Source organism: Pseudomonas hefeiensis, assembly GCF_030687835.1.
GTDB lineage: Bacteria > Pseudomonadota > Gammaproteobacteria > Pseudomonadales > Pseudomonadaceae > Aquipseudomonas > Aquipseudomonas hefeiensis.
Genome location: NZ_CP117449.1, coordinates 2,550,482 through 2,576,472, shown reverse-complemented (window position 1 = coordinate 2,576,472; position 25,991 = coordinate 2,550,482). Strand labels below are relative to the sequence as shown.

Sequence of the window (25,991 nt, the reverse complement as noted above, 5' to 3'; positions counted from 1 at the left end):
TAGCGATATATCAATGCAATAGATGAGAATAATTTTGACGCTCCAGTTGCCATCGGTTTCGTCGGCCAGACCGAGTGGCTGCCTCTAGCCGAATGCAGCCTCTCGGAGCGTTTGGGGAAATCGCCTTTTACGCGTTTTCACACAGCTTGCGACGGCGCCTTTTTTATCGTGGCAACTTCAGAAATCAACAGTGGCCGACACTTTTAGCGTGCGCGGCGCACCTTGGGTCAGATAGCCACCGTTGGCCGAGGCCCAGTAGTTCTCGTCGGCGACGTTCTCCAGCATCGCGTTGAAGGTCAGCGCGCGGCCCTCCAGTTGCGTCCGATAGCGCGCGCCAAGGTCGACACGGGTCCAGGCGGGGATGCTGTATTCGTTGGCGCTGTCGACGAACTGGCCGCCGGTGCGCAACAGCAGGCCGTTCAGACTCAGCCCGGGCAAACCGGGCACATCCCAGTCGGCGCCCAGATTGAACTGGAATTGCGGCACACCCACCGCCTGGTTGCCATCGTCGCGGCCGCCGGCGGTGCCGCGCAGCTCGGCTTTGGTCCAGGTGGCGCCGCTCAGCAGGCGCAGGCCGTCCAGCGGCTCGCCGAACAGGCTCAGCTCCACGCCGCGATTGCGCTGCTCGGCATCCACCCGGTAGTAGCCGTCGCCGCCGAGCACGCCCTGCGGCTGCTCGATGCGGAACAGGCTGAGGCTGCCGCCAAAGGTGCCCCAGTCGAGCTTGGCGCCCATCTCGGTCTGTTTGGAGCGATAGGGCGCGAACATCTCGCCGTTGTTGAGCGCGGCGGCCGGCGCGGTCGGCCCCTGCTGCAGGGACTCGACGCGGTTGGCATAGAGCGACAGGAACTCGGTGGGCTTGATCACAAGCCCATAAGCCGGCGTGGTGATGCTTTCCTGATAGTTGGAGGTGCGGGCACCGCTGGCCGCGCTCCAGGCATCGGAGCTGATGGACTGGCGACGCACGCCCAGGGTCAGCAGTACGCGGTCGTCGAGCAAGCCCAGGGTGTCGGACACCGCCAGGCTGCGGTTCTGCACCTTGGCGGTGGTGTCCGGGTCGTGGATATCGCCGGAGATGCTGGTGGCCGGTGGCTCGGCGATGGGCTGGCCCTCATACAGATTGCCGAAGCCGCGACTGCCCGCCGCAGTGGACTCGAACGCGTTGCGCTTCTCCTGCCAGATGCCGTTGGCGGCCAGGTTGATGCGGTGGCTGACCGGCCCGGTCGTGAGTTCACCGCGCAGCCCCGTGACGGCGCTCAGGGTCTGCTGGTCCAGCGGCGAATAGAGGCGACCAATACGTGCGTCGCCGTTCGCGCCGTAGACGTAGTTGGAGGCGTAGATACCATTCTCCCGCGTGTATTTGCCGCCTGCGCTCAGGTATGCGGTCCAAGTGGGCGACAGGTCGTACTCGGCGCTGAACATGCCATAGGTGTCTTCGAGCTGCGACCAGCTCCAGGGTTGCGCGTAGTTGTGGTCGGAGTCTGGTGCCGACGGCGTCTTGCCGTTGAGTGTGCTGGTAGGCCCTGTCGTGGTCAGATAAACCACCGAGCGCCCCTCATTGACCCGTTGCTTCTGGTAACCGAGATCCGCAGACAGTCGCAGACGGTCGCCGCGGTAGTCCAGGCCGAGGGTGGCCAGACTGAAGCGCGAGTGCTCATCGTCCAGCGCTGTCTCGCCCTCGCGCTGGGCCAGGTTCACCCGCACGCCAAATTGGTTTTCCTCGCCGAAGCGCTGTCCCAGGTCGAGGTGCCCGCCCACTCGACTGTCGCTGGCATAGTTCAGGGTGGCGCTGCGCGTGGGGGTGTCCTCGGCACGCTTGGAAACCACGTTGATCGCCCCGCCGACACCGCTGCCCGACGGCGACACGCCATTAACAAAGGCGTTGGCCCCCTTGAACACCTCGACCCGCTCGACCGACTCGGTGGAGATGATCTGTCGCGGCAGAACGCCGTACAGCCCGTTGAAGGCAATATCGTCGCTGAACAGCTGGAACCCGCGCACGACGAACACCTGGGAGAAGTTGCCGAAGCCGAACGACTGACGCACGCCCGGATCGCTGGCCAGCACCTCGGCCAGGGTCTGCGCCTGACGCGTCTTAATCAGCTCGGAGGTGTAGCTGGAGAAGGCGAAGGGCACATCTTGCATGTCCTGGTTGCCCAGCACGCCGATGCGGGCACCCCGCGCCGTCTGCCCACCGGCGTACTCGGCCGGTAGGTCGACACGGCCGTTGGCGAGCCCGCTGATGGTGGTCGAGCCCAGCTCCAACACACCTTGCTCGGGCAGCGGCACCAGAGTGATGGTGCCGTCGTCGCCGGCCTGAAAGGTCAGACCGCTGCCCTTCAACAACCGCTGCAGGCCGTCGACCACCGAATAGTCGCCCTTGAGCGCCTGCGCCACGCCGCTGCCACGGGTCAGGCCGGCGTCGTAGAGCAGACGCACATCGGCCTGCTCGGCGAAATCGATGAGCGCCGCGTCGAGCCGCTGGGCAGGCACGTCGAGCTCGACGGCTTGCGCCTGTGCGGCAGCCATGGCCAGGGGGAGAACGGCTAGCGCCGCGAGGAAGGGGGTCGACCGCATGCTGATGTCCTTGGCTTCCAATGCGAAGAAGTCGCATTTGCAGGAACAGAAGACGAAGGCGCCGATGATTTCTGAACCATCTCCGCCTAAATATTTTCTGTTTTCTTGAAAGCCCAGGCGCGGCGCGGGTCTCAGCGACGTGACGCGACCAGAATCAACCCCGGCAGGCGCACCAGACGCACAGGCAAGGTGGTTTCGACTGCCCTTAATACCGCCTGTGGATCGTCAAGGGCGAACACGCCGGTCACCTGCACCCTGCGAGCGGCTTCGTCGACAAACAGCACTCGCGCAGACTGGCTGCGCTCAAGCTCGGCGAACACTTGCTCCAGTGGCCGGTCGCGGAATATCAGCTTGCCGCGCTGCCAGCCCAAGCGCTGGCGCGCATCCAATGCCTGCGGCGCCTGCAGCTCCCCGCCGCGCCACTGCACCTGCTGCCCGCCGACCACCGGCAGCGGCTCGCGCCCCTCGCTGGAGGCCAACACTCGGCCCTCACTTACCGCGAGGTCGACACCGCCCTCCTCCAGACGCACATCAAAGCGCGTGCCGGTGACGCGTATGCGCGCCTCGCCGGCACTGACAGTGAACGGCCGAGTCGGGTCATGGGCTACCTGGAAATCCGCCTCGCCGCGGTACAGCTTGACCTCGCGGCGACCGTCGACAAACTGCCAGTCCAGCGCCGAATCGCCGTTGAGGGTCAACAGCGAACCATCTGCCAGACGCAACTCGCGCACCTCGCCCGGCTGGGTGCTGATATCGGCATACAGGCCAATCCAGGTACCGCGCGGTAGCCACAGGGCGAGCAACAGCACCGCGGCGCAGGCCAGCGGAGTCGCCCAGCGTCGATGGCGACGCATCACGCGCACCTGGGGCTGCTCGGCCGGACGTTCTATCTGGCCGAGCAACGACCACAGCCCTTCCACCTCACGCAACGCCTGCTCGTGCTCCGGCGCCGCCTGGCGCCAGGCCTGCGCGGCATCGCGATCGGCAGCGGTGGCGCGACCAGAATGCAGCAGCACGTGCCATTGCCGGGCCTGATCGAGAATCGACGGATGAGTCACGGCTGCGGGTCCATCTGCTGCTGGCAGTGTTCGAGGGCCTTCAAAATATAGCGTCCGGCCATGCTTTCCGAGACACCCAGACGCTCGCCGATCTCACGCTGGGTCAGCCCGTCCAGGCGACTCCACAACAACGCCTGACGCAGATGCGGTGGCAAACCCTGGACTACGCGCTGCAGTAGCTCCAGGCGCTGGGCGTCGCTTGCCGCTCGCTCCGGACCAGGCTGGGCACTGACCAATTCGATGGATATCTCCTCCTCGACAGGGCGCGATTTTTGCTGACGGCGGTAGTCAATGATCAGGTTGCGCGCGATGCGATAGAGGAAAGCGCGAAGATTGCCGATCTCCGTCCCGGACTCGCGCCGGCGAAAGCGCAACCAAGTCTCCTGACGCAGGTCGGCCGCCAGTTCTGCGCACTTCACCTGCCGTGTGAGGAAGCGCAGCAGTTCGTTCGAATGACTCTCGAACTGGCCGTCGGCGGAATGAGGATCGGGTGGCCAGGACACGCAAGCGACTCAAGCGAGGAAGAACGGCGAGAGTATATTAAATGATAATGACCTTCAATTAATCAGGCGCCTGAGCACGCCATTGAACAGTGAAGCACAGCCATTTTTCTGATTTTCATGTGACGGCTTTTGCAGCTCTTACGATCAAAGAAACACTTGTACTTTGCTGTCTCACACAAGGAATTGACAGATGTTCATTGGACGACTCGCCGAACTGACCGGCTGCACCCCAAAAGCCATTCGACTGTACGAGCAAATGGGCCTGATCAGCGAGCCGGAGCGTGAGGGGCGGTATCGCCTCTACAATGCTCATCACTTGGAAATCGTCCACCTGATCCGCAAAGCGCAAACTGCCGGGTTCAAGCTGGCAGAGATGAACCCGCTGATTGCCGCAAAAAACAAGTTGAAATCCTTTCCGCTGGCGTTGGCCAACCAGGCAGTCGACGACAAGCGCCAAAACCAGAGACGCGCCCACGATTCCTGCACCGACAATAACGATTCGTTTGTCTGGATTTCCCATGTCCCCCCCTGCTCTGTCGACCTTGCGATGTTACACAGCCTATCTACCGATATGCGAACCTGACCGCTCATGAGTAAGCGTCTGCCTGAGTCACCTTGCATAGCTCTGGCAGATACTGCTGGGATCGGGCAGGTGACTTTGTCATACGGTTACACACAAACATCTTTGTCTGAAAGTCGAAAAGATGTATTCGCCACCCGCTTACTTTTAAGCGGGTACTTCATGCAGCCAACACGCCGTTCCTATTCCAAGTCCTTCAAAGCCCAAGTCATACAAGAATGTGCCCAGCCCGGCGCTTCGATTGCCAGCGTCGCGCTCAGCCATAACCTCAATGCAAACCTCGTCCACAAATGGATTCGCCTGCAAGCGCAGAAAAGCACAGCGCTGCAACCTGCATTTATTCCGTTGCCCCTGCCGCTGGCCGGGGCAAAGTCCAACGCATCATCATCGAATATCTGCATTGAAATACAGCACTCGCGCGGAACCCTCACAGTGAACTGGCCCACTGAAAGTGCTACTGCCTGCGCGACCTTTCTTCGAGACCTTTGCGATGATTCGCATCGACTCCATCTGGCTCGCCACCGAGCCTATGGACATGCGCGCAGGCACCGATACGGCGTTAGCCAAGGTGATTGCGGTATTCGGTGCGGCGCAGCCGCACTGTGCTTATCTGTTCGCCAATCGCCGCACCAATCGCATGAAAGTTCTGGTGCATGACGGCTTCGGAATATGGCTGGCGGCGCGCCGCTTGAACCAAGGCAAGTTTCACTGGCCTGGCATTCGCCATGGCTCTGAAGTGGAACTGGATACCGAGCAACTTCAGGCATTGGTGCTGGGTCTGCCATGGCAACGCGCAGGCTCCGGCGGATCAATCATACTGCTTTAACGGCTTCCACTAGCCTATAGGTCTATCGCCGCGAAGAGCCTGCTCTGGCAAAATCCGGTGCATGACCTCTTCGCCCAATCTCGACCAAATGACTCTCGACCAACTGCGTGCCTTAGCTGCGCAGTTGCTCTCACAAGTCGAAACAATGGGCAAGAAGATCAACCGCCGATCAGACGGTGATTGAGAAGCTAACCTTCGAGATCGCGCAGCTCAAACGTTTGAAGTTTGCCAAGCGCAGCGAGTAGATGAATTCTGAGCAGGCCAGTTTGCTCGATGACCTGATAGATACTGATATCGCAGCGATTGAAGCAGAGCTTCAAGCCTTGCAAACCGCGCCAGCGGCGACCGAGAAAAAGCAGAAGCCCAAGCGCACTGCATTGCCGGCTGAGTTTCCTCGCACGTTGATCCATCACGAACCGGATAATACTCACTGCCCATGCGGCTGCGCCCTCAAGCGCATCGGCGAGGATGTCAGCGAGAAACTGGACTACACGCCCGGCGTGTTTACCGTCGAACGCCATGTGCGTGGCAAATGGGTCTGCAATGACTGCGAAACGCTGATCCAGGCACCCGTTCCGGCGCAGGTCATCGATAAGGGCACCCCAACCGCCGGGCTGCTGGCCCACGTGATGATCGCCAAGTTTGCCGACCACCTGCCGCTTTACCGTCAAGAGTCGATCTTCGGTCGAGCGGGCCTGGCGATTCCACGCTCAACCTTGGCTCAATGGGCTGGCGTGACTGGGGTTCAGTTGCAGCCGCTGGTCGATGCGCTGCGCAACATGGTGCTCGGGCAGCAGGTTATTCATGCCGATGAAACACCCGTGCAAATGCTCATGCCCGGAACAAAGAAAACTCACCGTTCCTATGTTTGGGCCTACGTCACCAGCCAGTTCTCGGACGTGACAGCGGTGGTTTATGACTTCAGCTCCAGCCGTGCTGGAGAGCATGCTCGCAACTTCCTGCAAGGCTGGAAAGGCAAGTTGGTCTGCGATGATTTTGGTGGCTACAAGGCCAGCTTCGAACTTGGCGTGACCGAAATCGGCTGCATGGCCCATGCACGGCGTAAGTTCTTTGAACTGCACGCTACGAATAAAAGCACGCTTGCTGAGCAAGCCCTGCGCTATATCCAGTTGTTGTACGAAATCGAAAGCGAAGTCCGCGACTTGGAGCCGGATTTACGGCGCCGAATACGGCAAGAAAAAGCCGTCCCGGTGATGGACATGCTACATGCCTGGATAAGCGTCCAGCGTAACCTCGTGCCCGACGGCTCAGCCATCAGCAAAGCACTCAATTACAGCCTGAAACGTTGGGCAGCGCTGTCGCGTTACCTCGATGACGGGGCCGTACCCATAGACAAAAACTGGGCAGAGAACCAGATCCGACCATGGGCTCTTGGACGCAAGAACTGGCTCTTTGCAGGATCACTGCGCAGCGGAAAACGGGCAGCGGCGATCATGAGTTTGATCCAGTCGGCGCGACTCAACGGGCATGAGCCGTATGCTTATTTGAAGGACGTCCTCACGCGCCTGCCGACGCAACGGACGAGTGAAATTTCCGAGTTGCTACCGCATAGGTGGCAACCGGTAGTCGAATAGGTCGCGTTTCGATCAGGGAACTCGTGCGCCTAATCTATCGCTTCTAACAGTTCAATCCTGAGCCACTCTATCAGGGAGTTAGTTTCTCTTCGTTCGGTAATAACAGGGCGTTTAAAAACAGATATCGCTTGCGGTAAAAACACGCTTTCAGCGCAAGGCTTTCTCAAGTCTCCGCTTTCAACCAGTCTCCCGGCAGTTCGAGCCCAGCCGACGGCAATACCATGTCCTTCCACTGCGGCTTGAAGCATCATCGGGTAACTGTCGAAATAACGATTTTTGGTGCGGCCATCCAGAGCGATGCCGAACTCGGCTAGCCAACTGTCCCACTCCATCAAATGAGGAGGCGTAGCCCGGTGGTGCAAGAGCGTGTGATGTACCAGATCTGTGACTTTCAACGCTCCCTCTTGTTTATTGAGATAATCGGGACTGCACACGGGGAACACTTTGTCAGAGGCCGTGAATAACAGGTGATTTAATCCGCTTGCTCGACCCGTGCTCTGGAGAGCAACGTCGAAATGACCACCGAACTCCGTCAACGGTCGGGTAGTGGTAACGACTTGAATCTCGATATCCGGATGGCGTTGATGGAAGCGAGAAAGGCGCGGCATCAGCCAGTAGAACGCTTCACAAAGCTGTGAGAGCAATACAACCTGATGCCTGCGGGCACTGCCTCGCAAGCTCTCAGCGACTGAGCTTATTTGGTTTAACGCAGCATTCACGACAAGCCCAAGCTGCCGTCCTTCTGGCGTTAAAAAGACCGCACGATTGCGCCTGTCGAAGAGTGCTACACCAAGATCCTCCTCCAGCCCACGAATCTGTCGGCTTACTGCTGCTTGAGTGATATGGAGTTCGTCAGCAGCTCGTGAAAAGCTTTCCAGGCGGGCGGCCGCTTCAAAAGACAACAAGCTAGCGAGTGGAGGAAGTGACTTGCCGAGTAAATTCATAACCATGGATTATGCATTGAGGGCTGAGAACTCATTTGTAGCATACATCCGGAAGCGTTCAAACTTGCGATTACCAGCCTTGGAGTCGCCTATGAACACATCAGCTCATCCTTTTGCCCTCGGCGTATTTTTTGCGGTATTTGCAACATTATGCTGGGGTTCGAATTTTATAGTTCCTTACGTCACTGGGAACTACAGCATATTTGACTTTCTAGCAGTTAAATTCATGATCGTTGGAGTAATCGGTGTCGTTTGGATGATCGTCGACCGCACCAATGTTCGAGAGTTGACACTTTCTATGCGGACGGTGGCGCTGACGCTGGGAGCCATAGGTTATCTAGGGTACAGCGTCTGCATTGCATGCGGTGTTAAGATCAGCGGCCCCGTGCTGACGCCAGCATTCATCGCGGTGGTGCCTGTGCTGCTGGCTCTGCTTGGAAATGCGCAAAACAAGGTATTGGCCTGGCGAAAACTGGCATTGCCTTTATCCATGCTGGTGTTCGGCCTGCTGCTCATCAATATTATGGCTAACGATACCCCACTCGCCTCGCAAGGCGCCGCCGTGTTCGGGGTGTTTTTTTCTGTTTGTGCCGTGGCGTTTTGGTTAGCGTTCAGTGTGCTGAACCAAAAAGGTCTGAGCAAAATCCCAGCACATTCAACAAGCGCGTGGACAGGACTCATGATGGTCGGGAGCGCGCTGGGTATGCTTCTGGTGATGCCCTTGGGGTATGCATTTAATCTTTTTGAAATGCCCTCTCAAGGCGCCAGCTTTGCCAACGCTGGAGACCTTTATGTGTGGGCATTTCTAATTGCAATTTTGTCGTCCGTATTGGGAGCGTGGGCGTGGAACAAAGCGTCTCGGTATTTACCCATGGTGCTTTCGGGGCAACTAATTGCTCTCGAATCCCTTTTCGCGACCCTATTCGGATTGCTTTTTGAACAACGTTTACCAACGCTGTATGAAGCCCTAGGTATTACGGCAGTGTTAACAGGCGCAATGCTGGCCATCCGAATGCTCTTCACATCCCACGAGATAGGGCGAGATAAGCTAACGGCGTCTTAAGCCAACCACGGGCATACAACCCAAATGTGTTGGTCGCCCAATTGGTTGTATTGGGCGGGGCGCTACCATGGTTATACGGGACTGAGTAGATGACTTGGCCGGACGGATACAAGGCATCGCCAGTTTTGACGCTAACTCTGATCTCTTGTATCCATCGGCTAGCCCCCCCCTCCAAAGTGCGCGCCGAAAGGGTATGTGACCCGAACGTGAGCCCGAAGAGGGCTACTTCTGCACTAATAAAGTCAGCGGTCGGTTTTCCGTCTACTGAAATACGGATCGTGCATTCACCTCTTAATGAGGCCTCGCTCACGACGACGAGATGGGCATCAGATTATTTCGTAGAGCCCCAAAGCCTCGTTTCGGGGACAGTGGTAGTCTCTTCCGGAGCGGGTATCGATTTGCAGCTCGCCATTAGAGTAAGTGCTAAAAGAGAAGTAACGTACTTCATTCATTTCCCCTTTTCAGTTCCTACTATCCAGTTGACGTTACAGCCCCAATGTCAGCGACTTCAATCTCTGCTCCACTGCACTGTCAAAATGTTCCGACAACAGTTCGCAGCGCTCTGTGGAAAGACCGTCACAGCATTTTATTCCCAGTATAAACCCTTGAGCTCTAGCACCACTTTTGTAGTGGTCAACTAATCCCGGACACGATGTTAAGTTTTTCTTCGGCCCGAGCTGGCGCCAGCCCACCATTGAACTGATGGGGTCGAACCCAGTTGTACCGATGCATCAAGAAATGGCTGATATCGCGCTGGGCTTCTTGAGCCGTTCGGTAACCCGTGGTCGGGTTTTCAAGCTGCGGAACACGCGCTCCATTGGCGCATTGTCCCAGCAATTCCCACGGTGACTCATGCTTTGGCGCATGCGATAACGCCAGAGCCGCTGGCGAAATAAACGACTCGCATACTGGGCGGATTCAACCGGTCGTCGCAACACCTTGATCGAGGTGTTTATGGGACGACCCGCAGGATGGATGCAAAAATTGACGGGCCGGGGAGCGATGCGTTCTCCAGGTGCACCCTCACTTCGTAAGATTGGGCTGCTTCGAGCGCAAAGTGTTGGCGTTCGTGAGATCGCCCGTCGCCTTGGACGAAGCCCATCGACAATTTCACGGGAGCTGACACGAAATGCTGCTACCCGTTGCGGTCTGCTTGAATATCGAGCGTCAGTAGCGCAATGGAAGGCAGAACTGGTGGCCAATAGGCCGAAATCAGCGAAACTGGTCACTAACCCGCGACTGCACCAGTACGTACGCGACCGCCTTGAGGGCAAGGTTCAAGACGCCGATGGTCGTGAGATTTCTGGGCCTCGGCAAGCGCCCTTCAAAGGCCGAAATAAACCGCATCGCAGTGACCGTAAATGGGTCAATGGCTGGTCGCCTGAACAGATTGCCAACCGGCTCCAGATCGATTTTCCGGATGATGAATCCATGCGCATCTCTCATGAAGCCATATATCAGGCGCTCTACATTCAGGGTCGAGGAGCTCTCAAGCGTGAACTGGTGAGCTGCCTGCGCTCAGGACGAGCATTGCGCGTGCCGAGAGCCAGAGCGCAGGCCAAAGTGTGGGCACATGTCAGCGAGGACGTCATGATCTCCAGTCGCCCTGCTGAGGTAGAAGATCGGGCTGTACCCGGGCATTGGGAGGGCGACCTGATCATCGGTCTGAACCGTTCTGCGATTGGAACTCTGGTCGAGCGCTCAACTCGATTTACCATGCTCGTCCATCTGCCTCGCGAGAAAGGTTATGGGCTAATTCCCCGCACGAAGAACGGTCCGGCGCTGGCTGGCTATGGGGCTGTTAGTATGGCCAATGCATTGAAAAAAACGGTGGCTGATCTTCCCATCGAGCTGTGGCGATCTTTGACCTGGGATCGTGGAAAGGAGCTGTCGGATCACGCTCGATTTACCATCGAGTCCGGAGTAAAGGTTTTCTTTGCTGATCCACATAGTCCATGGCAGCGCGGCACAAACGAAAATACGAACGGCCTTCTACGGGAATACTTCCCGAAAGGCACTGACCTCTCTCGTTGGAGTGCCCAAGAAATACAGGCGGTAGCTCACGTACTTAATACTAGACCTCGAAAAGTACTCGGCTGGAAAACACCTGCCGAAGCACTGAATGAGTATCTAAAGTCTGTACAACAATCCAGTGTTGCGACGACCGGTTGAATCCGCCCATGGGCTTGGGTCTCGTCGGCCGAACAGGCCACACAAGCCGGCACACGATAGACCTTTCTAGTTGGTCCAGTATGCCCTGCAACGCCGATAAGGCATTGGCGTATTCGCACATCAATACCAAGCCTAGGTAATGCGTCTCGAAGACTCTGCGGTGAGTTTTCAGCCACAACCCATCAGGATCGCCCTATTCACCTGAGGCTGGTAGGTGCTCATACGCCAACACGAAGTCCTGCTTCGCCTGCATCAGCGTCTCCATGTGGACCATCCATTGATGGACAGCGGGAAGTCGCGCAAACGTGCCACAGGTAGTGCGGAAGCGCCCAGAAACCGGGTCGAGCTACATGACAGAAGATCCTCTTCTAACATGACCAGCGCGCCGACGATAAGCGCCTGCATGATTATCCTCTTGCTTTGGGCGAGGTCGTTCGGTTGCGTGAACTCGCTGGCCGTCCGGTCGTCATCGTCATCGTCAGGCTTGGCAGTTGGGCGAGACGCCTGATCGATGCCGCCGCAGCTCGTGCGAACGTCGAACTTCTTGTGGCCGGCGAAGTAGCCTACCTGCCACCGGCTCTCTGGATGGCGGCAAGTGGAATCGGCGCCGCCATTCTGCATTCCATCATGTCGGGTGATCTGGCCGGCATAGGCCTAGTGGCACGTACGCTGGAGGAGCCCGTGGTGCAGCGTGACATCTGCGTGATAGCTCGTCGTGGCCACTCGTTGGCATCCAACGCCCGTGCATTCCTGGAGACGTTGCGCAGCTTGGTTGCCGCTCCGGCCGCTGAGGACCTTTTGAGTTCGGCGAACACTGAAGAATCCTCATTGCTGGATCCAGACCCAGCGGCCTGATAAAATACCTCTGTTCCGTTCTTTCCCGAGAATCAAACCATGAAGAACTTTACCGACGCCCGCGTCGTCCGCCTGACCACATTCGGTGGGCCGGAGGTAATGGAACTGCAGGAGGTCCAACTGCCGCCTCCTGCTGCGGGTGAAGCTCAGCTACGCCAAACGGTGATCGGGTTCAATTATATCGACGTCTACCAGCGGTCTGGAAAGTACCCTTTGCCTCTTCCCACGGGTCTCGGACATGAAGCTGTCGGCGTTGTCGAAAAGCTCGGCGATGGGCCGCAAGACCTTGTCATCGGTGATCGCGTGGTTTACATGAATGCGGGTGTGGGCGCGTATGCGAGCCATCGGAACGTCGATGCCACGAAACTTGTCAAGCTTCCCTCATCGGTCTCCGACGAAGATGCCGCAGCAGTGTTTTTCAAGGCTATGACAGCGCAGTATTTGTTGCGCCGGACATACCGCGTGGAGGCCGGTGACATCGTGCTTGTGCATGCCGCGGCTGGCGGTGTGGGACAAATCCTTTGCCGATGGGCGCGGGGACTCGGAGCAACGGTAATTGGCACGGCAGGGTCCTCTGAGAAGTGCGAGATTGCACGCTCTGCAGGATGCGAAGCGGCGATTGACTACTCGCAACCTGACTGGGTGGACCAGGTGATTGCATCGATCGGTGGCCGAAAAGCCCGAGTTGTATATGACTCGGTGGCTAAGCACACCTTCATGGGCTCGCTTGACTGCGCGGCGCCGTTTGGACTTGTAGTGCTGTTCGGCGCCGCGTCAGGCCCCGCGCCTGAGATTCAGCCGGAGTTGCTGAACAAGAAGGGCTGCCTCTTTCTCACGCGACCCTCGGTGTTCCCACACAATGCCGATGCGAGTGTCATGAGGGCCAATGCAGCCGAGGTGTTTGCGGCGATGGACCGCGGGTTCGTACGCGCGTCTGTTGCGGCACGACTTTCCCTTGACGAAGTGAGCGCGGTCCACCGCATGGCGGAAGCAAGATCGACAGCCGGTTCAATCGTGATGCGTCCCTGATTTTTACCTAGAGTAGTGGTTCAAGGGGAAGCCACCACAACAGCCTCAGATATAAGCGCCGCCACAAGGACGTTGATGGCTCCTCACTCAGCCGCTTCACCCCTTGCGGACTCCTCTCCAGCCAGACGATCTTGTCGTCCTCGTCCAGTTCGAGCTGATAGGCGTGATCGAATATAGCGTCATCAAACGCCTTGGCAATTGCTCGCGCCATCGGCTCGCTGTCGATCACGAAACCCAGCTCGGTGTTCAACCTGGCCGAGCGGGGATCGAAGTTGAACGACCCCACGAACACCCGCTTGCCGTCTACCGCAAAGGTCTTCGCGTGCAGGCTGGCCCCCGAACTGCCGAAGGGTCCGGCCTTTTCTTTGGGTGCGTCTGGGGCGCTCTGATGCCGCATCTCGAAGAGCTCGATGCTTTTCTTGAGTAGTGGGGCACGAGATTTTGCATAGCCTGCATGCACCGCCAAGACGTCCGTCGACTCCATGGCGTTGGTCAATATGCGCAACCTCACCCCCTCATCGGCGAGCGCGCCGAACGCCTCCACGCCGTGTTTCGTGGGAACGAAGTATGGGGAGATCAAATCTATCGACTCTGCTGGCCTGCCAAGCAGTTCGGTCAGGCGCGACAGCAGCAGGGTCTGTGGCGGTGCCTCATCCAACACCTTGCCGGGATCGTCGCTCACCATGCGCACCGGTACCCATTGGAGGGCCATCTGTCCCCTGGTGAGATCTTCTACGAATTGGGACTGCGTGATGACATCGACATAGGCTTTTGCCCGCGAACCGATGGCACTGGCTGATTCCTCCTCGTGCAACTGTTCTGAGCGCTGTCCATCCGGCAAGGCCACGAGCGTTTCCACGGGATAAGCCGACGGGCTGTTCCAGTAGCGGTCGAAATCCTTGGAGACGTCATCGACAACCGTCCCGGCGACTAACACATCCAGGTCTGCGAAAGCGATGCCCTGGGTCGCACCGAAGTACTCATCGCCGATGTTGCGCCCGCCGACCACCGTGACTTGTCCATCAACGGTGAGTGACTTGTTGTGCATGCGGCGGTTCAGGCGCCCGAAGTCCGTCAGGAATCCCATTGACTTGAAACGACGTTGGGGGAATGGATTGAACAACCGAACCTCGACGTTCTCCTGCGCGTTGAGCAGAGCAAGCTTTTCATCGAGTCCGGATGTTCCGTTGTCGTCAATCAACATTCTGACGCGGACCTTCCGCTTGGCCGCCTCATGCAGAGCGTGCAACATCAGATTGCCAGTGGTGTCATCGCGCCAGATGTAGTACTGGACATCGATGGTACGTTGCGCGGCCGTGATCAGCACCATGCGTGCGGCGAATGCGCCTAGCGGGTCCGACAACGACGCCACGCCGGACAGCCCCGGATGCCGTTCCACCTGCGGCGCTAGTCCGCGTCCCAGTTGGGTGTCTGCTCCGTCCTGGGAGAGCAAGGCCTCGGACACATTTCGCCCCTCCAATGATGGTAGCGGGGTGCAGGCCGACAGCCATCCCATCATCATGATGAGGAACCAGATCTTGAGCATGTAGTACCTTTCGTTGCTGCGGGCTCACATAACAGGCCCAGCATCATTTGCCGGTGAATCTGACGGTGGGTGTCCAGATCTCCAAGCGTAGGTGCATCGTCCTGCGCCTGCGGCCGGTTTGCCAGCACCCAATAGAGCACGGGCGCATAGGCCAGTCGAAAATTCTTCAGTATGGGTCCGTCAGCCAACTGGCCGCGAGCAACCGCCGCGTGCAAAACCTCTACTTGGGCATTGAGCAGCGGATCGGCAACCTCGCGGCGCCATTGCTGGATCAGCGCCGGAATTCGGTGCATCTCGACAAGCAGCAACCGAAGGACGGCTTGTCGACGAGTATCGAGCAGATGCGTGTAGCAAAAGTCGATGAAACGATCAACGAAATCGACCACGGTGTCGGTTTCCGCGAAGGCGATCACCTCTCCCGAGACCATCAAGCGCGTAAGCAACGTCTCGAAGACCTCTTCCTTGCTGCGAAAGTGTCCGTAGAAGCCACTCTTGGCTAAGCCGGCGCCTCGCGCAATGTCCTCAATCCTTGTGGCGATGAATCCCTGTCTGGAGAACTCGGCGAGCGCCGATTCGAGGATCTTTTCCGAGCGCACCTCTGGTGTCAAGCGGGTGCGCGAACGGCTACTGGCAGAGCGAGGGGGACTAGTCATAGATGGCTGCCTAACTCGGAAAACGGTTCAAAAGGATAGTAATTCTCTCAACATTATCGACCCGCGGGTCGATAATATGCCATGATGCGGTTATCGACCGCCGGGTCGATAGTGTATCGCAATGCCTAAGACTTGCGGGACGTTAGGCAGATCTCATGCCACTTACGCTCGCGCCGATGCGATGTATTCGATTTGCCAATTTCAAAGGGACTTCGCCTTCATGAGTTTTTTGCCTGTCAGTTGTCCTACTGGATACCTTGGAAGTGCTGCGTCCTCGGGGGGGGCGGGGGGCGGCCCTTTAGAAGAGGCCGATTCCGCACCCGGCGTCCAGAGTATCGATGCTGGCTGGCGACATGCGATCGTCGCTGTGGTCGTGGTTGCTCTTTGCTCGGGATGTACTTCGCTGGCCCCGCAGTATGAAGCGCCTCCTTCCCCCGTGCCGGCCGCCTGGTTAGACACTGCTCAAGATTTACAGGGGCGTCCCGCACCTTCCCTCGCGTGGAACGACTATTTCACCGATCCTCTGCTGCAACAGCTGATTCAGACCGCGCTGGACAACAACCGGGACCTGCGCGTGGCCTTGCTGCGTGTAGAGGAAGCGCGTGCCGCGCACCAAATCCAGCGTGCCGACCTGTTTCCGCAGGTCAACGCGGGCGCGCAGGGAGCCCGGGCTCGCGTTCCGGGCGACTTGAACATGAGCGGCAACCCGGTGACCAGCGGGGAGTACCGTGCCGAGATCGGTGTGAGCAGTTGGGAGCTCGATCTTTGGGGCCGGGTGCGCAACCTGAATGACTCGGCGTTGCAGCAGTGGCTGGCCACCGAGGCCGGCAGCCAGGCGGCGCATACGGCCCTGGTGGCCCAGGTCGCCGACGCCTACTTGGGCGTTCGGGACTTGAGCGAGCGGGTAGCACTTACTCAGCACACCGTCGAGAGCCGCCAGGAATCCTTCCGCATCTTTAGCAGACGCTTCGAGGTGGGATCGGCGTCCAAGCTGGAGCTGACCCAGGTCCAGGTGTTGTTGAACCAAGCCCAGACGCTGCTGGCGCAACTGGAACAGGCCTACGCGGCGCAGATCCATGCCCTAGGCCTGCTGATTGGTGCCCATCCCGGCCCCTTGCCCGAGGCGGCACCCTTTGACGAAACCTTGGTGCTGGCCGATCTGGCGCCGGGGTTGCCCTCAGAACTGTTGGCAGCTCGCCCGGACATCCAGGCCGCAGAGCACCGCCTGATCGCAGCACACGCCAACATTGGTGCCGCGCGTGCCGCCTTCTTTCCCCGTATCGCACTCACCGGCAACGTGGGTACGGTCAGCGCCGAACTCGATGGCCTGTTCTCTTCCGGCAGCAGGGCTTGGTCCTTTGTGCCGGTCGTCTCGCTGCCCATTTTCGACGGTGGGCTGAGGCAGGCCAATCTGGAGTTGTCTGAAGTACGTCGCCACATCGCCGTGGCGGAATACGAGAAAAGCATCCAGACCGCTTTCCGCGAGGTCTCCGATGCCTTGTCCGCACGCCGTTGGCTGACCGAGCAACGCGACTTGCAGCGCACGGCTCTAACTATTGCGCAGGAGCGTGCCCGCCTCTCGCAACTACGCTACGACAGCGGCTCGGCCCCCTTCCTGGAAGTACTCGACGCCCAGCGCGAGTTGCTCTCGACCGAGCAGCAACTGGTACAAGCCCGCAGCGCCTTGTTGTCGAACCAAGTCGCGCTATATGCGGCTCTCGGTGGGGGAACACAATCCACCGCGCAAGACACCGCCGCGCCGACTTCCGCATCTCCCCGTTAAGGCTTGCACTATGACTATCTCTCCCGCCCTGAAGAAGAAACTCCTGCCTGTCGCCGTCATTGCCATCGCGGCTGTCGCCGGTTGGTGGGCCTGGTCGTACTACACCCAAGAGGATCTTAGCGCAGGCTTCGTCAGTGGCAATGGCCGACTCGAAGCCACCGAAGTGGACGTCGCTGCACGACTGCCGGGGCGTGTCGTCGACGTACTGGTGCGCGAGGGCGAGTTCGTGAAAGCAGGGCAGCCCGTGGCCCGCATGCAGTTGGAGTCGCTGGAGGCACAGCGCGCCGAAGCGCAGGCCGGTCGCGATCAGGCCCTGCACTCCGCCACCGCCGACGAGGCTCAGGTGGTGCTGCGAGAAAGCGATGTCGCGGCGGCCCAGGCGCTGGTCGCCCAACGAGAGGCAGAGCTGGACGCCGCCAAGCGGCGTCTGGCACGCTCCAAGACTCTGTCCATCGAGGGCGCGGCCTCCATCCAGGAACTCGATGACGATCAGGCCCGTACGCGCGGTGCCGAAGCGGCTTTGGCAGCGACCCGTGCTCAAGTGACCGCCGCGCAGGCGGCAGTGTCCGCAGCCAAGGCGCAGGTGGTGGGGGCCCGCGCCTCAGTCCAGGCTGCAGAGGCCACGATCGATCGGATCGAAGCGGACATCCGCGACAGCGAACTGAAGTCGCCGCGCGATGGACGCGTGCAGTTCCTCGTCGCACAACCCGGCGAAGTGCTCGCTGCCGGCGGCCGCGTGCTCAATTTGCTGGACGTTTCTGATGTCTACATGACTTTCTTTGTGCCCGAGACCGTCGCGGGGCGCGTGGCGCTGGGCAGCGAGGTGCGCATGGTGCTCGATGCCGCGCCTGGTGTGGTGATCCCCGCCTCCGTGTCTTTTGTTGCGAGCCAGGCCCAGTTCACGCCCAAGACGGTGGAAACCGCCAGCGAGCGCCAGAAACTGATGTTCCGCGTTCGCGCCAAGATTGCACCCGAGTTGCTGCGCGAGCACCTGGAACAGGTCAAGACCGGCGTGCCCGGCGAGGCATGGATCAAGCTCGACCCCGAGGCGCAGTGGCCCGCCTCGCTGACCTTGAACGTCGGAAGGTAAGGCATGCGCAACGACTCGTCACCGTCCGTGCGCCTGCAGGGCGTGCGGTTGCACTACGGCAAGGTCGAAGCCCTGGCCGGAATCGATCTGGACATCCCAGTAGGCCGGATGGTGGGCCTGATCGGGCCCGATGGCGTGGGCAAGTCTAGCTTGCTGTCGCTGGTGTCGGGTGCGCGGGCGGTGCAGGACGGCTGCGTCGAGGTGCTGGGCGGCGACATGGCCAGTAGCCATCACCGCAAGGAGATCTGCTCGCGTATCGCCTATATGCCGCAGGGCCTGGGCAAAAACCTTTATCCCACGCTCTCGGTCGAGGAGAACCTGCAGTTCTTCGCCCGCCTGTTCGGACACGGCGAGGCCGAGCGGCGCCGGCGCATCGATGAACTGACTCAGGCGACTGGATTGCAGACGTTCTTGACTCGCCCGGCGGGAAAACTCTCTGGCGGCATGAAACAAAAGCTCGGCCTGTGCTGCGCGCTGATCCACGACCCGGATTTGCTGATTCTTGATGAACCCACCACCGGCGTCGATCCGCTTGCACGCGCGCAGTTCTGGGAGCTGATCGGTAGCATTCGCGTCGATCGCCCCGGCATGAGCGTCATCGTGGCTACCGCCTACATGGACGAGGCACAGGACTTCGACTGGCTGGTGGCGATGGATGACGGCCAGATTCTGGCTACAGGCACCCCGGCCGAGCTGCTGGAGCGAACCGGAAGTGATTCGCTGGAAAGTGCATTCGTCGCGCTGCTGCCCGAGGAAAAGAAGCGTGGCCATGCACCGGTGGTGATTCCACCGTTGGAGGCCGACGAAGACGATATCGCCATCGAAGCGAAGGACCTCACGATGCGGTTCGGCGATTTCGTCGCCGTCGACAGCGTGAGCTTCCGTATCCGCCGGGGCGAGATCTTTGGTTTTCTGGGCTCCAACGGCTGTGGCAAGTCCACCACCATGAAGATGCTAACTGGCCTGCTGCCGGCCAGCGAAGGTCAGGCCTGGCTGTTCGGCCACGAGATCGATCCGCATGACCTCGACACGCGCCGACGCGTGGGCTACATGTCGCAGGCCTTCTCGCTGTACAGCGAACTGAGCGTGCGCCAGAACCTGGACCTGCACGCGCGTCTGTTCCATGTGCCCGCGGCGGACATTCCTGCGCGCGTGCAGGAAATGGTCGAGCGCTTCGGTCTGGAAAAGGTACTGCACGAGTTGCCCGAGTCGCTGCCGCTGGGCATTCGTCAGCGCTTGTCCTTGGCGGTAGCCATGGTGCACAAGCCGGAGCTGCTGATCCTGGACGAGCCGACCTCGGGCGTGGACCCGGTTGCCCGCGATGCCTTTTGGCGATTGCTGGTGCAACTGTCGCGACGCGACAAGGTGACCATTTTCATATCCACCCACTTCATGAACGAGGCCGAGCGCTGCGACCGCATGTCCATGATGCATGCGGGCAAGGTTCTCGACAGCGACGTGCCTGCGAAGTTGGTGGAAAAGCGCGGCGCAAAGAACCTGGAAGAAGCCTTCATCGGCTATCTGCTCGATGCGGGAGGCGGCACGCCGCCGGCAGACAAGAAGGAAGCGACTGCCAGCGCCGACACTCCCAGCGAGCCCCCGGCACATGTGCGTCAACGTTTCAGTCTGCAGCGCCTGCTCAGCTACGCCTGGAGAGAGGCGCTAGAACTGCAGCGCGACCCGGTGCGCGCCACGCTGGCACTGGGCGGTTCGCTGATCCTGATGGTGGTGATGGGATTTGGCATCGGCACCGACGTCAACGATCTGCGCTACGCAGTGCTCGACCTCGACCAGACCACGCTGTCCCACAACTACCAACTCGACATCGCCGGCTCCACTTATTTTCTCGAACAACCACCGCTCACCAGCTACGAAGACCTGGACCGGCGCATGAAAAACGGTGAGTTGGCCATGGCACTGGAGATCCCGCCCGGCTTCGCCCGGGACGTGGCGCGCGGCAGGCCGGTGGCCATCGGCGCCTGGTTCGACGGTGCGATGCCCCAGCGCGCCGAGACCGTGCAGGGCTACCTGCAGGGCATGCACCAGCACTGGCTGTCCGAACAGGCGCGTCGGCAGTACGGCGAGGCGGCACTCGGCAACATCTCTGTGGAAAACCGCTTTCGCTATAACCCCGACGTCAAGAGCCTGCCAGCGATGGTGCCGGCCGTCATCCCCATCCTGCTGTTGATGCTGCCGGCCATGCTCACCGCGCTGGCCGTGGTACGAGAGAAGGAAATGGGCTCCATCATCAACCTCTACGTCACCCCGGTCACGCGCACTGAGTTCCTGCTCGGCAAGCAACTGCCCTACGTGGGTCTGGCGATGCTCAACTTCCTGCTGATGACGCTGCTGGCGGTGACCGTGTTCGACGTTCCGATCACCGGCAGCTTCCTCACCCTGGCCACTGCTTCGTTGCTCTTTTGCTTCATCTCCACGGGCATGGGCCTCCTCGCTTCGGCGGTGACCAAGAGTCAGATCGCGGCGATGTTCTTCGCCATGATCGGCACGTTGATCCCGGCCATGCAGTACGGCGGCATGATCGATCCGGTGTCGTCTCTGAAGGGAAGCGGACGCATCATCGGCGAGATCTACCCGGCCAGCCACATCTTCGCCATCAGTCGCGGGGTGTTCAACAAGGCGCTCGGGTTCAGCGACCTGTCGGCCTCGTTCTGGCCCCTGCTGCTGGCGGTGCCCGTCATTTTGGGTCTGGCCATTCTGCTGCTCAAGAAACAGGAGAGTTGAAGATGCTGCGCAGAAAGATCGAGAACATCTACCGACTCGGCGTCAAGGAACTGTGGAGTCTTTGGCGTGACCCGGTGATGCTGGTGCTGATCCTGTTCGTGTTCACATTCGCGGTGTATTCCTCGGCCAGTTCCGCGCCCGAAACGCTGAACAATGCACCGATTGCCATCGTCGACGAGGATCAGTCGCAACTGTCGCAACGCATCGTCTCTGCCTTCTACCCGCCCGAGTTCACGCCTCCGATCATGATCGACCAGTCGCAGGTCGATGCGGGCATGGACGCGGGCGACTACACTTTCGCGCTGATCATCCCGCCCAACTTCCAGCGCAACGTGTTGGCGGGCCGGCGGGCCGAAATCCAGCTGAACACCGACGCCACCCGCATGACGCAGGCCTTCACCGGCAGCGGCTACGTGCAGCAGATCGTGATGGGCGAGATCAACGAGTTCGTCCAGCGCTATCGCGGCAGCAACGCGCCGGCGGTTGAGCTGGCCTTGCGCGCGCGCTTCAACCCGTCGCTGGATAAAAGCTGGTTCGGTGGATTGACTCAGATCATCAACCAGATCGCCATGCTCTCCATCATCCTGTCCGGTGCCGCACTGATCCGCGAGCGAGAACACGGCACCATCGAACACCTGCTGGTTATGCCGGTAACACCGGCGGAGATCATGCTGGCCAAGGTCTGGTCGATGGGGCTGGTTGTGCTTGTCGCCGCCGCACTATCGCTGAATATTGTCGTACGCGGTGCGCTCGGTGTGCCGGTGGCAGGCTCGCTAGGGCTGTTCTTCGCAGGCGCGGCGCTCGTGCTGTTCGCCACTACCTCGCTGGGCATCTTCATGGCCACCATCGCGCGCAACATGCCGCAGTTCGGCATGCTCACGGTGTTGACGCTGATGCCGCTGCAAATGCTCTCGGGTGGCAGCACGCCGTTCGAGAGCATGCCCGTGGCGGTGCAGACGGTCATGCAGGCCGCACCGACAACACACTTCGTGAAGCTCGGTGGTGCCATCTTGTTTCGGGGCGCCGGCATCGACGTGGTCTGGCCGCAGTTTCTGGCGCTGACCGTGATCGGCCTGGTGCTGTTCGCGTTCTCGTTGGCACGCTTTCGAAAAACCATCAGCCGGATGGCCTGATCGTTTTACCACCCGATTGGGCATTCCAACCCAGCAAGAAGTCTGATCAGGAGCAATGAAACCATTCCCCTCAATATCTTCAAGGTGAACCTGAAACTGCAACTGCGCCTCCCGCGCCTGATACAGGAAAACAGCCCGCAATGGCTGGAGAGCACACCGTCCTTGTTGCGCGCGATGAAGATCGACTGGCGCCCCATGGTGGTGTAGAAGTCATTGATATTGGGGATCTGGCTTTCGTGGGCCAAGTACAGCCAGTTGCCTTCAAAGATGTGTTGCATCTCCAGATCGAACAGGCGCGGGTCGGTGAACATCTCGCGCTTGCAGCGATAAAGGCCTTGGGCAGGGTCGCCTTCAAGCAGGGAGTGACGATATTCGGATCGTAGGGCCATGGCCGCCGCCTCCGTTGTTATTATTCAGGCAGGGGGCATGCTAGGACGGGGCAATGAGACGGACTATCCGTGGGGTGCAGACTTGTATCCGCTGCATGCAGCTCACCGGCGCTTCCTGTCTAGGTGCCTGGAACAACATGTTCACACCAGCGCTGGTGTGCAGCCTGCGCTCGCGGCTCTTTAGCGAATCCTCGGAGGAGGAACAGACCCTATCAGACGGTTCAATAATTCAGCCTGGGTTACTGCGCTCAGTCACCGAGCAGAACGTCATTGTCGGCAACCGCGATGCGCCGGAATCTCAATTCTCGGCTACCGGGTTGAACTCAGCCTGAAACCGGCTATCGTCACAGAGGATGCCATGGCATCGACAGGTAAAATATCTGCCTTTCCGGACCCGATCGGGCACGCAGAGACCTGCTGTGAGAACCAAGGAAATAGGTAGGATTAAGGTTAAAGCCAACCACGTAGGGTCGTAGATAAATGGAATGGCCTCACCGAATTTAAAAACCGATTAAGCAACCACTGCCAGCAGTTCCTCGCGGTGAGTGATGCAGGATGTTCCATGGGAGGCCCATCCATAGAAATGGAGGTCCTTCCGTACATGCACGCCGACAATTTCAATCCGCTAGCTAAAATCTTCTATCGACCAATCGATGCCGCCTTGCGATGGTGCGAGCTCGTGCAATACGAGGCCGAAATAGTAAAAGCCGACTGGTACTGCCCGAAGAGGCTCGGGAGCTTATTCCCCCAATGGCCCTGCCTTCAGGCCAATCTTGAAAGACTTTATGATGCGATGCGTAACGGGGAGTTGCCCTATGGCCACTTCGGTGTTTCAGTGCCGATGGGAACTCCATTGGAGTCTGTTTCGTTAACAGTACGCCATGCTGACTTACGCCTCTGGATGCAACGTCACTCCCCAGATCAACGACCTGAATTTCTCTTCGATTCAGACGACGACACCCACGCAAACATCAAGCCGGCAGCTTACCTTTCCCTCCAGACCGAGCGTGATGCCCTCTTGCAAGAATGCACTAAGTTGCAACGCCAAATGTCTGAACGAAAAGCAGTAGCTCTGGAGCAGAGGCCGCTTAGCGAGCGTAGCGAACACATCCAGTGAACAGGCGGCGCCTGAGAAACGCGGCGAACACAGTACAGCCCGGGCGAATAGCCAGGGTTCTTCAGCAGCCGCAAAATCCAGGAAGCGCAAGGCGTAATCAACCCAAAAGCGAAGGGCGACTGCCTGCAAGGTGCGCCTCGGGTGAGCCTGAAGGCCACCCTACGGTTCCGGACTTCCCGGCATGAAAAATGTGGTGAGCCTGGTATTCAGGTTTCTCATTGCCCGCCTCTGCTGTTTCCCTCGACACTGCTCTGGACCCCATCTGGAGCAGTGTTATGCGTCTATCCCTCTGCGAAAAACCCCCACAAGGTCGAGACATCGCCAAAGTACTGGGCGCCACCCGGCGCGGTGAGGGTTGCCTAATTGGCAGTGATGCAACAGTCACCTGGTGCATCGGCAACCTGCTCGAGGCCGCCCCTCCCGAAGCCTATGGCGAGCAGTACAAGAACTGGTCGCTGGATCAGCTACCCATCATTCCCAAACAATGGAAAGTCGAGATCAAACCCAAGACCAACGCACAGTTCAAGGTCATCAAGCGCCTGCTCAGCGAAGCCTCCAGCGTCGTGATCGCCACCGACCGCGAAGGTGAGATGATTGCCCGTGAATTATTGGAGCTCTGCCACTATCGAGGGCCCCTTCAGCGCCTCTGGTTGTCCGCGCTCAACGAGGCATCGATTCGCAAAGCCCTGGCCGTACTGAAGTCCGGCGAGGAGACCTTTCCGCTCTACCATGCAGCCCTCGCCCGCAACCGCGCCGACTGGCTGATTGGCATGAACCTGAGTCGGCTGTTTACCCCTCTCGGTCGGCGTGCGGGTTACGACGGGGTGCTGTCGGTGGGACGGGTGCAGACCCCGACCCTGCGCTTGGTGGTCGATCGGGATCGTGCGATTGCCAGTTTTGTCCCGGTGCCTTATTGGGACGTGGAGGTGAACCTGTCCTCGATGGGTCAGCGTTTCATCGCGTCGTGGTTACCGCCCAGCTCAGGACGGGATGAGGCAGGTCGTTGCCTGCAGCAGACACTTGCCCGTCAGGCACTCCAAGCGATCACTGGCGGCAAGATCGCCACAGTGCTCTCGTTGCAGACTGAGCATTGCCGCGAAGCACCGCCTCTGCCCTTCGACCTGAGCACGCTGCAGGAAGTCTGCTCGCGCAAACTGGGGTTCGGTGTTCAGGAAGTCCTGAATATCGCCCAGGCCCTGTATGAAACCCACAAAGCCACCACCTACCCGCGCAGCGATTGCCGCTTTTTGCCCGAGAATATGTTCGACGAGGTACCTGCAGTGCTCAAGGCCCTGCTCACCACCGATCCAGCCTTGCAAAGCGCGTTCGGCAGACTTGATCGCTCGTTGCGCTCACGGGCCTGGAACGATGCCAAAGTTACCGCGCACCATGGCATTATCCCCACCACTGAGCCAGCGAACCTGGCACGGATGTCCGAACCCGAGCGCCAAGTCTACGAACTGATCCGAAGCCATTACCTGGCGCAATTTCTGCCGCATCATGAGTTTGATCGGACCCAGGTCGAATTGGAGTGTGGCGGCCAACGGCTAACCGCGGTGGGCAAACAGATTCTGGTCCACGGTTGGAAAGGTTTGCTCGACGACGACGGAACCAAAGACGATGAGCCGAGCCAACAGTCCCAGGTACTCCCCGCCGTACAACAAGGTACGCAATGCACCGTGAGCGATGTCGAACTCAAGGACCGGCGCACCACCGCCCCCAAACCACTCACCGAAGGCGAGCTGATTAAGACCATGAAAAACGTGGCCAAACTTGTCAGCGATCCCCGCCTGAAACAGAAACTGCGGGATACCACCGGCATCGGCACCGAAGCCACCCGCGCCAGCATCATCAAGGCTTTGATCGACCGTGGTTATTTACTGAAGAACAAACGCGCCCTAAAGGCTTCGGCAGCGGCCCATACTCTGATCGAGTCGGTACCGGCCGCAGTCGCCGATCCGGGAATGACCGCGATCTGGGAACAGGCTCTGGACGAAATCGAAGCAGGACGTCTGACCCTCGAGGCGTTCGTCGCCAAGCAGGCAAGCTGGATTGCGCAATTGATCGAACACTGTGGCACGCTCAGCTTGGCGGCGCCTGTCGTAGCCGGTCAGAGGTGTCCGGTTTACAACAACACGATGCTTCAGCGTACAGGGAAGTCGGGCCTGTTCTGGTCGTGCTCCCGGTACCCGGCATGCAAGGGGACTTTGCCCCTCAAAAAAGAGACGCATCGACAGTGATGGCCGCCTAGACATCAGGATTTCTCTTGCGCAAAGTGCCCTGCTCGGCAGTACCTAGGCGTTGAGCTCAGACTTGACGTTGGCGCGCCGTCTCTG

The 25,991-nt window shown here is 59.4% G+C and carries 18 protein-coding genes and 4 pseudogenes; 14 read left to right on the top strand and 8 right to left on the bottom strand.

Going from position 1 to position 25,991, the window contains the following annotated elements; genetic code table 11:
• Window positions 1–177 precede the first annotated feature (177 nt).
• The 3 genes from PSH57_RS11485 to PSH57_RS11475 form a co-directional block, all read right to left on the bottom strand.
• Window positions 178–2,577: a TonB-dependent receptor gene (locus PSH57_RS11485; protein ID WP_305389583.1), complete on the bottom strand. Its 2,400-nt coding sequence runs from the start codon at window positions 2,575–2,577 to the stop codon at window positions 178–180.
• A 131-nt stretch (window positions 2,578–2,708) separates the two neighbouring features.
• Window positions 2,709–3,635: a FecR family protein gene (locus PSH57_RS11480; RefSeq protein ID WP_305389582.1), complete on the bottom strand. Its 927-nt coding sequence runs from the start codon at window positions 3,633–3,635 to the stop codon at window positions 2,709–2,711.
• Entirely contained in the window at window positions 3,632–4,138 is a 507-nt protein-coding gene (locus PSH57_RS11475) for an RNA polymerase sigma factor (RefSeq protein ID WP_305389579.1), read from the bottom strand. The genes PSH57_RS11480 and PSH57_RS11475 overlap by 4 nt, the downstream gene beginning before the upstream one ends.
• Window positions 4,139–4,328: 190 nt before the next feature.
• On the opposite strand from PSH57_RS11475, the gene PSH57_RS11470 reads away from it, so the two are divergent.
• The 4 genes and pseudogenes from PSH57_RS11470 (at window position 4,329) to tnpC (ending at window position 7,139) form a co-directional block, all read left to right on the top strand.
• Window positions 4,329–4,721 (top strand): MerR family transcriptional regulator, encoded by a 393-nt coding sequence (locus PSH57_RS11470; protein ID WP_305389577.1) that lies wholly within the window; start codon window positions 4,329–4,331, stop codon window positions 4,719–4,721.
• 6 nt (window positions 4,722–4,727) lie between these two features.
• Window positions 4,728–5,144: pseudogene (gene tnpA, locus PSH57_RS29270) on the top strand (IS66-like element accessory protein TnpA); the annotation flags it as partial.
• Between the two features lie 64 nt (window positions 5,145–5,208).
• Window positions 5,209–5,544 (top strand): IS66 family insertion sequence element accessory protein TnpB, encoded by a 336-nt coding sequence (gene tnpB, locus PSH57_RS11460; protein ID WP_305389576.1) that lies wholly within the window; start codon window positions 5,209–5,211, stop codon window positions 5,542–5,544.
• 61 nt (window positions 5,545–5,605) lie between these two features.
• Window positions 5,606–7,139, top strand: a pseudogene (tnpC, locus tag PSH57_RS11455) (IS66 family transposase).
• A gap of 29 nt (window positions 7,140–7,168) precedes the next feature.
• Here the strand turns inward: tnpC and PSH57_RS11450 are convergent.
• Window positions 7,169–8,083: a LysR substrate-binding domain-containing protein gene (locus PSH57_RS11450; protein WP_305389575.1), complete on the bottom strand. Its 915-nt coding sequence runs from the start codon at window positions 8,081–8,083 to the stop codon at window positions 7,169–7,171.
• Between the two features lie 91 nt (window positions 8,084–8,174).
• Here PSH57_RS11450 and PSH57_RS11445 point away from each other — a divergent pair, with 91 nt between their 5' ends.
• The gene (locus PSH57_RS11445; protein ID WP_305389573.1) at window positions 8,175–9,146 is read left to right on the top strand and encodes a DMT family transporter; all 972 of its coding nucleotides are present in this window, start codon (window positions 8,175–8,177) and stop codon (window positions 9,144–9,146) included.
• Window positions 9,147–9,779: 633 nt separating this feature from the next.
• Here PSH57_RS11445 and PSH57_RS11440 read toward each other — a convergent pair.
• Window positions 9,780–10,066: pseudogene (locus PSH57_RS11440) on the bottom strand (integrase core domain-containing protein); the annotation flags it as partial.
• A 55-nt stretch (window positions 10,067–10,121) separates the two neighbouring features.
• Here PSH57_RS11440 and PSH57_RS11435 point away from each other — a divergent pair.
• The 3 genes from PSH57_RS11435 to PSH57_RS11425 all read left to right on the top strand — a co-directional run bounded on the left by PSH57_RS11435 (window position 10,122) and on the right by PSH57_RS11425 (window position 13,202).
• A complete protein-coding gene (locus tag PSH57_RS11435; protein ID WP_305416588.1) occupies window positions 10,122–11,318 on the top strand; it encodes an IS30 family transposase in 1,197 nt (398 codons plus the stop codon).
• A 438-nt stretch (window positions 11,319–11,756) separates the two neighbouring features.
• Window positions 11,757–12,173 carry a LysR substrate-binding domain-containing protein gene (locus tag PSH57_RS11430; RefSeq protein ID WP_305389572.1) on the top strand — a complete coding sequence of 139 codons (417 nt, stop codon included), beginning with the start codon at window positions 11,757–11,759 and terminating at the stop codon, window positions 12,171–12,173.
• A gap of 39 nt (window positions 12,174–12,212) precedes the next feature.
• Window positions 12,213–13,202, top strand: coding sequence for a quinone oxidoreductase family protein (locus PSH57_RS11425; RefSeq protein ID WP_305389571.1), 990 nt, complete (start codon window positions 12,213–12,215; stop codon window positions 13,200–13,202).
• Between the two features lie 7 nt (window positions 13,203–13,209).
• On the opposite strand, the gene PSH57_RS11420 is transcribed toward PSH57_RS11425, so the two are convergent.
• Window positions 13,210–14,748: a phospholipase D family protein gene (locus tag PSH57_RS11420; RefSeq protein WP_305389570.1), complete on the bottom strand. Its 1,539-nt coding sequence runs from the start codon at window positions 14,746–14,748 to the stop codon at window positions 13,210–13,212.
• Window positions 14,721–15,401, bottom strand: coding sequence for a TetR/AcrR family transcriptional regulator (locus PSH57_RS11415; protein ID WP_305389569.1), 681 nt, complete (start codon window positions 15,399–15,401; stop codon window positions 14,721–14,723). Before PSH57_RS11415 ends, PSH57_RS11420 begins: the two co-directional genes overlap by 28 nt.
• Window positions 15,402–15,522: 121 nt before the next feature.
• Between PSH57_RS11415 and PSH57_RS11410 the strand changes: the two genes are divergently transcribed.
• From PSH57_RS11410 to PSH57_RS11395, 4 genes are read left to right on the top strand one after another with little or no spacing between them, the layout of a single operon-like run.
• Entirely contained in the window at window positions 15,523–17,184 is a 1,662-nt protein-coding gene (locus PSH57_RS11410; RefSeq protein ID WP_340368597.1) for an efflux transporter outer membrane subunit, read from the top strand.
• Window positions 17,185–17,194: 10 nt separating this feature from the next.
• Entirely contained in the window at window positions 17,195–18,274 is a 1,080-nt protein-coding gene (locus PSH57_RS11405) for an HlyD family secretion protein (RefSeq protein ID WP_305389566.1), read from the top strand.
• Window positions 18,275–18,277: 3 nt separating this feature from the next.
• Entirely contained in the window at window positions 18,278–21,016 is a 2,739-nt protein-coding gene (gene rbbA / locus PSH57_RS11400; protein WP_305416584.1) for a ribosome-associated ATPase/putative transporter RbbA, read from the top strand.
• A gap of 2 nt (window positions 21,017–21,018) precedes the next feature.
• Window positions 21,019–22,149 carry an ABC transporter permease gene (locus PSH57_RS11395; protein ID WP_305416582.1) on the top strand — a complete coding sequence of 377 codons (1,131 nt, stop codon included), beginning with the start codon at window positions 21,019–21,021 and terminating at the stop codon, window positions 22,147–22,149.
• Window positions 22,150–22,247: 98 nt separating this feature from the next.
• Here the strand turns inward: PSH57_RS11395 and PSH57_RS11390 are convergent.
• A pseudogene (locus PSH57_RS11390) lies at window positions 22,248–22,538 on the bottom strand (Rieske (2Fe-2S) protein); the annotation flags it as partial.
• Window positions 22,539–23,139: 601 nt separating this feature from the next.
• On the opposite strand from PSH57_RS11390, the gene PSH57_RS11385 reads away from it, so the two are divergent.
• Together PSH57_RS11385 and PSH57_RS11380 are read left to right on the top strand one after the other, a co-directional pair.
• Entirely contained in the window at window positions 23,140–23,655 is a 516-nt protein-coding gene (locus PSH57_RS11385; RefSeq protein ID WP_305416580.1) for a hypothetical protein, read from the top strand.
• A 275-nt stretch (window positions 23,656–23,930) separates the two neighbouring features.
• Entirely contained in the window at window positions 23,931–25,895 is a 1,965-nt protein-coding gene (locus PSH57_RS11380; RefSeq protein ID WP_305389563.1) for a DNA topoisomerase III, read from the top strand.
• The last annotated feature ends 96 nt before the right edge of the window (window positions 25,896–25,991 follow it).

What these genes read in the sequence shown, in the direction of transcription:
- PSH57_RS11420 (WP_305389570.1), bottom strand. Translation starts at nt 14,748, where the DNA reads ATGCTCAAGATCTGGTTCCTCATCATGATGATGGGATGGCTGTCGGCC.
- PSH57_RS11380 (WP_305389563.1), top strand. Translation starts at nt 23,931, where the DNA reads ATGCGTCTATCCCTCTGCGAAAAACCCCCACAAGGTCGAGACATCGCC.
- rbbA (WP_305416584.1), top strand. Translation starts at nt 18,278, where the DNA reads ATGCGCAACGACTCGTCACCGTCCGTGCGCCTGCAGGGCGTGCGGTTG.
- PSH57_RS11410 (WP_340368597.1), top strand. Translation starts at nt 15,523, where the DNA reads ATGCCTAAGACTTGCGGGACGTTAGGCAGATCTCATGCCACTTACGCT.
- PSH57_RS11425 (WP_305389571.1), top strand. Translation starts at nt 12,213, where the DNA reads ATGAAGAACTTTACCGACGCCCGCGTCGTCCGCCTGACCACATTCGGT.
- PSH57_RS11470 (WP_305389577.1), top strand. Translation starts at nt 4,329, where the DNA reads ATGTTCATTGGACGACTCGCCGAACTGACCGGCTGCACCCCAAAAGCC.
- PSH57_RS11450 (WP_305389575.1), bottom strand. Translation starts at nt 8,083, where the DNA reads ATGAATTTACTCGGCAAGTCACTTCCTCCACTCGCTAGCTTGTTGTCT.
- PSH57_RS11445 (WP_305389573.1), top strand. Translation starts at nt 8,175, where the DNA reads ATGAACACATCAGCTCATCCTTTTGCCCTCGGCGTATTTTTTGCGGTA.
- PSH57_RS11405 (WP_305389566.1), top strand. Translation starts at nt 17,195, where the DNA reads ATGACTATCTCTCCCGCCCTGAAGAAGAAACTCCTGCCTGTCGCCGTC.
- tnpB (WP_305389576.1), top strand. Translation starts at nt 5,209, where the DNA reads ATGATTCGCATCGACTCCATCTGGCTCGCCACCGAGCCTATGGACATG.
- PSH57_RS11385 (WP_305416580.1), top strand. Translation starts at nt 23,140, where the DNA reads ATGCACGCCGACAATTTCAATCCGCTAGCTAAAATCTTCTATCGACCA.
- PSH57_RS11395 (WP_305416582.1), top strand. Translation starts at nt 21,019, where the DNA reads ATGCTGCGCAGAAAGATCGAGAACATCTACCGACTCGGCGTCAAGGAA.
- PSH57_RS11435 (WP_305416588.1), top strand. Translation starts at nt 10,122, where the DNA reads ATGCAAAAATTGACGGGCCGGGGAGCGATGCGTTCTCCAGGTGCACCC.
- PSH57_RS11485 (WP_305389583.1), bottom strand. Translation starts at nt 2,577, where the DNA reads ATGCGGTCGACCCCCTTCCTCGCGGCGCTAGCCGTTCTCCCCCTGGCC.
- PSH57_RS11415 (WP_305389569.1), bottom strand. Translation starts at nt 15,401, where the DNA reads ATGACTAGTCCCCCTCGCTCTGCCAGTAGCCGTTCGCGCACCCGCTTG.